This window comes from Meridianimarinicoccus zhengii (assembly GCF_003254465.1).
Lineage (GTDB): Bacteria > Pseudomonadota > Alphaproteobacteria > Rhodobacterales > Rhodobacteraceae > Meridianimarinicoccus > Meridianimarinicoccus zhengii.
This window is the reverse complement of the sequence record NZ_QDFI01000155.1, coordinates 1-3,017: the sequence shown is the minus strand read 5'-3', so window position 1 is coordinate 3,017 and position 3,017 is coordinate 1. Positions and strand designations below refer to the sequence as shown.

Below are 3,017 nucleotides of genomic sequence, written 5' to 3'. Positions count from 1 at the left end.
ACTCAAATCTCCCTCGGCAGGCTCCAGAACGACAGGCCAGAAGGTTGTTCAGCCTGAACTACTTAGCTAGCCACACGGTCGATTCTTGAAGCCACGGTGACTACGTGCTAGAGCACACAAAGCAGCCTTTGCTTGGTGAACGGCCCTCGGGCCTCCTCGCGATAGCCAAGATCGCCGATATGGCGGGCTGCTGCCTCAGTAGTGATAAGTTGAACCATGCCTCCAGAGTTCGTACTCGTATGTGATCTGATGCTTGATCAGGTCGTATGATCTTGCATCACCGCGCTCCCATTTTCTTTGAATTGCCCATGCACAGTAGTCCGCAACTTGCAAGCATGGATCACACTGAGATGGTCTGAAATCCACCGCCCATTGCGCTTTGACCGTTTGCGACATCACATCGTCAAGCTCGCTGTAGAAGGTGGCGCGCTCTTTCTTCGTACCTACCGATGCGGCAGTGATCAGCAAGTCATCGCCCTTCGCGATCTGTGGTGCGATTGCGTGGCGGAATTGATAATACCAAGGATACTTGTAGAACCGCGCCTTATTCTTAGTGATCGAAGGTTTTGCTTTGGCTTTTTCGCAGATTGTTGCCTGCACTGTGAGCGGATGCTTCCGAATAACATCAAACACCTGATCTCAGATCACCTGCTTATCTTCTGTCGCGTGAAAGTAGTCTTGAACGTCTTCACGCTCCCAGATCATCTTGCGCCGAAGCTTCACCAAGTCGGCTGCTACGTTCAAATCATCTGACATAACGGTGCAGATGATGAAGTAGGTCGAAACGTTCGGTGAGCGCGTAAAGGTGAAGCATCCTGCCTCATCCGCAAAAAGATACTTTTTTGTCAATCCTATCAGCCTTCAATCAAAATTTCGTCGTACTCGCCAGCGGCCAGCGCCTCTTCGTCGTACTCAATGCCCATAGCCTCAATTTTCTTGCGTTTCTTGTATAGCGCAAGTTCGGCTCTGGCGTGTTTCTCGGCAATGCCCTTGTTGAAGTTCTTCCAGCCCTCAAACACCGGGTAGTCATTCACCTCAAGCAACCGATCCAACTTATCGTGAAGGGTGGCCATAGTCATCTTCTGGCCACGAAGCGCAGAGGCTTCGGCATATAAAAGGAATTGTTCGGACAGCAGGTGCAGGCGGTAAATTTCTTCTTTGTCGAGATAGTTCTTGCCCACCACCACTTCCGCAGCAGTTGGCTCTCGCCCCTTAAAGGTCTGCACCCCCATGTGCTCTTCCCTGTGGTCTGCGCGGTCCATAATGATCTTGGCGCCTGTCTGCCCCGTGACGGCGTGATGAAACTTGTCCTGCAAAAGCGCGTAGAAGGTCTTCACCTGTTGTGAGGTCGGCTCATAGTCTGCCGCGCTGATCTTAAAGCACTCACGTACCTTTGCGTAGATTTGCTTTTCTTCAGAACGAAGGGCGCGCAGTTCTGCCGCGAGCCGATTCAGTTTCTCCGGTGACTCGCGTAGGGCGCGGTCGTTTAGGACGTAGCCCTCTTCAATGTATGCCTTGAGCGTCTGGGTCGCCCATTGACGGAAACGTGTCGCCGCCTTGGAGTTCACGCGATACCCGACCGAAATAACTGTATCGAGACTGTAAACAGTCACGGGCTTGGCTGAACCGGCAATATTGATTTTCTTGATATTGCTCGCTGACTGAAGTTCGCCTTCATCGAAAATGTTCTTCAGGTGCGTAGAAATGTTTGGCTGCTTCGTTCCGAACAGTTCCGCCATTTGCGCCTGTGTCGCCCAGATCGTCTCAGTGCCAGGATCAAGGGCGAAACTGAGCGCATCGTGTTTTCCTGGGTCGGAGTATTCCACGAACTCAATCTCGTGGATCACGCTTTCCTCTGGGACGCTGTGAACCGCCGTGGCTCTCGGGGCCACGGCCCCCACCACGTCCTCAAACGAGGCATCGATAGGTTCGATCACGTCTTTCTTGTCAGGCATTGATGAGTTCCCTGTATGTCAGCCGCTTGTCGACCATCCGGTCAATCGTCATTCCGATGAAGTCCATGGTGCCGATCCTCGCGGTATTGTGGCGGAAAGAGAATTCCTTGATGTACCGATGCAGATGCTTGGCGCTCATGTAGTGGTAGATGCCGATGTAGCCGCGCTTGAGAAGCGCCCAGAAGCTTTCGATGCCATTGGTGTGCGCCATGTCGCGGACGTACTCGCCAGCCGAGTGATTGATGCGAATGTGCGTATAACCCGCGCTCTCAAGGCTGATGTATCCGCCGTGGGTGTCAGTCACAACGGTTGCGCCAGTCTTGCAGTGGTTGCGCACGAAACGCTCAAGCGTCGGGGCCTTGGTGTTCTCCACGACGACCGCGCGAACCTCGCCAGTTTCGGAGCGGACACCGACAACGGCAGTCTTGCCAACGGTGCCGCGACCCGCGCGTAGTTTCTTGCTCGCGTGCTTGTTCTTCTCTTTGCCGCCGATATAGGTTTCATCGACCTGCACTTGACCGTCCATGTGGTCGTCGCGGTCTTTTAGCCACGTTTCACGGATGCGCTGTGCGAGGAACCATGCGGTTTTCTGAGTGACGCCAAGTTCGCGGGCCATTTGAGTGCTGGGGATGCCCTTGCGCGCGCTGGTGAGCATGAAGATCGCCAGCAGCCACTTTTGCAGGGAAAGACGGCTTTCGGCCAAAACGGTGCCTGTACGGACGCTAAAATGCTTTCTGCAATCCTTGCAGCGGTAGGCCATCGGCTTGTGGTCTTTGCACTCAGTGACACTCACAGAGCCGCAGTGACCGCAGACAGGCTCATTGCCCCACCGACGCGCCTCAAAGAACTTGCGCGCGGCTTCCTCATTGGGGAACTTTTGGAAGAACTCAAAGGTGGAAAGCGTCTCCGGGTTCGACACGGTGCAGGCTCCTTCTGCACCATATGTAACTTAACTAGCCGTGCACGGCAAGAGAAAATTGGCTAGTTAAATATATAGACCCCTTTTTTTGTGTGATAGCCCGAGCCGGTGCAGCAACCGCCCGACCGACGAGCGATGCACTT

The 3,017-nt window shown here is 54.0% G+C and carries 4 protein-coding genes; all 4 read right to left on the bottom strand.

Annotated elements, in window-relative coordinates; genetic code table 11:
* Positions 1 to 195: 195 nt before the first annotated feature.
* The 4 genes from DDE13_RS23135 to DDE13_RS22200 are packed head-to-tail and all read right to left on the bottom strand — an operon-like array spanning position 196 to position 2,874.
* Positions 196 to 633: a DUF3800 domain-containing protein gene (locus DDE13_RS23135; RefSeq protein WP_162631190.1), complete on the bottom strand. Its 438-nt coding sequence runs from the start codon at positions 631 to 633 to the stop codon at positions 196 to 198.
* Positions 634 to 639: 6 nt separating this feature from the next.
* Entirely contained in the window at positions 640 to 849 is a 210-nt protein-coding gene (locus DDE13_RS22210) for a hypothetical protein (RefSeq protein WP_111406374.1), read from the bottom strand.
* Between the two features lie 5 nt (positions 850 to 854).
* Positions 855 to 1,955, bottom strand: coding sequence for a RhuM family protein (gene rhuM, locus DDE13_RS22205; RefSeq protein ID WP_111406373.1), 1,101 nt, complete (start codon positions 1,953 to 1,955; stop codon positions 855 to 857).
* A complete protein-coding gene (locus DDE13_RS22200; RefSeq protein WP_111406372.1) occupies positions 1,948 to 2,874 on the bottom strand; it encodes an IS1595 family transposase in 927 nt (308 codons plus the stop codon). The genes rhuM and DDE13_RS22200 overlap by 8 nt, the downstream gene beginning before the upstream one ends.
* Positions 2,875 to 3,017 lie beyond the last annotated feature (143 nt).

Bases quoted from the DNA above. Each gene is read 5' to 3' on its own strand.
- rhuM (WP_111406373.1), bottom strand. From the start codon at position 1,955: ATGCCTGACAAGAAAGACGTGATCGAACCTATCGATGCCTCGTTTGAG.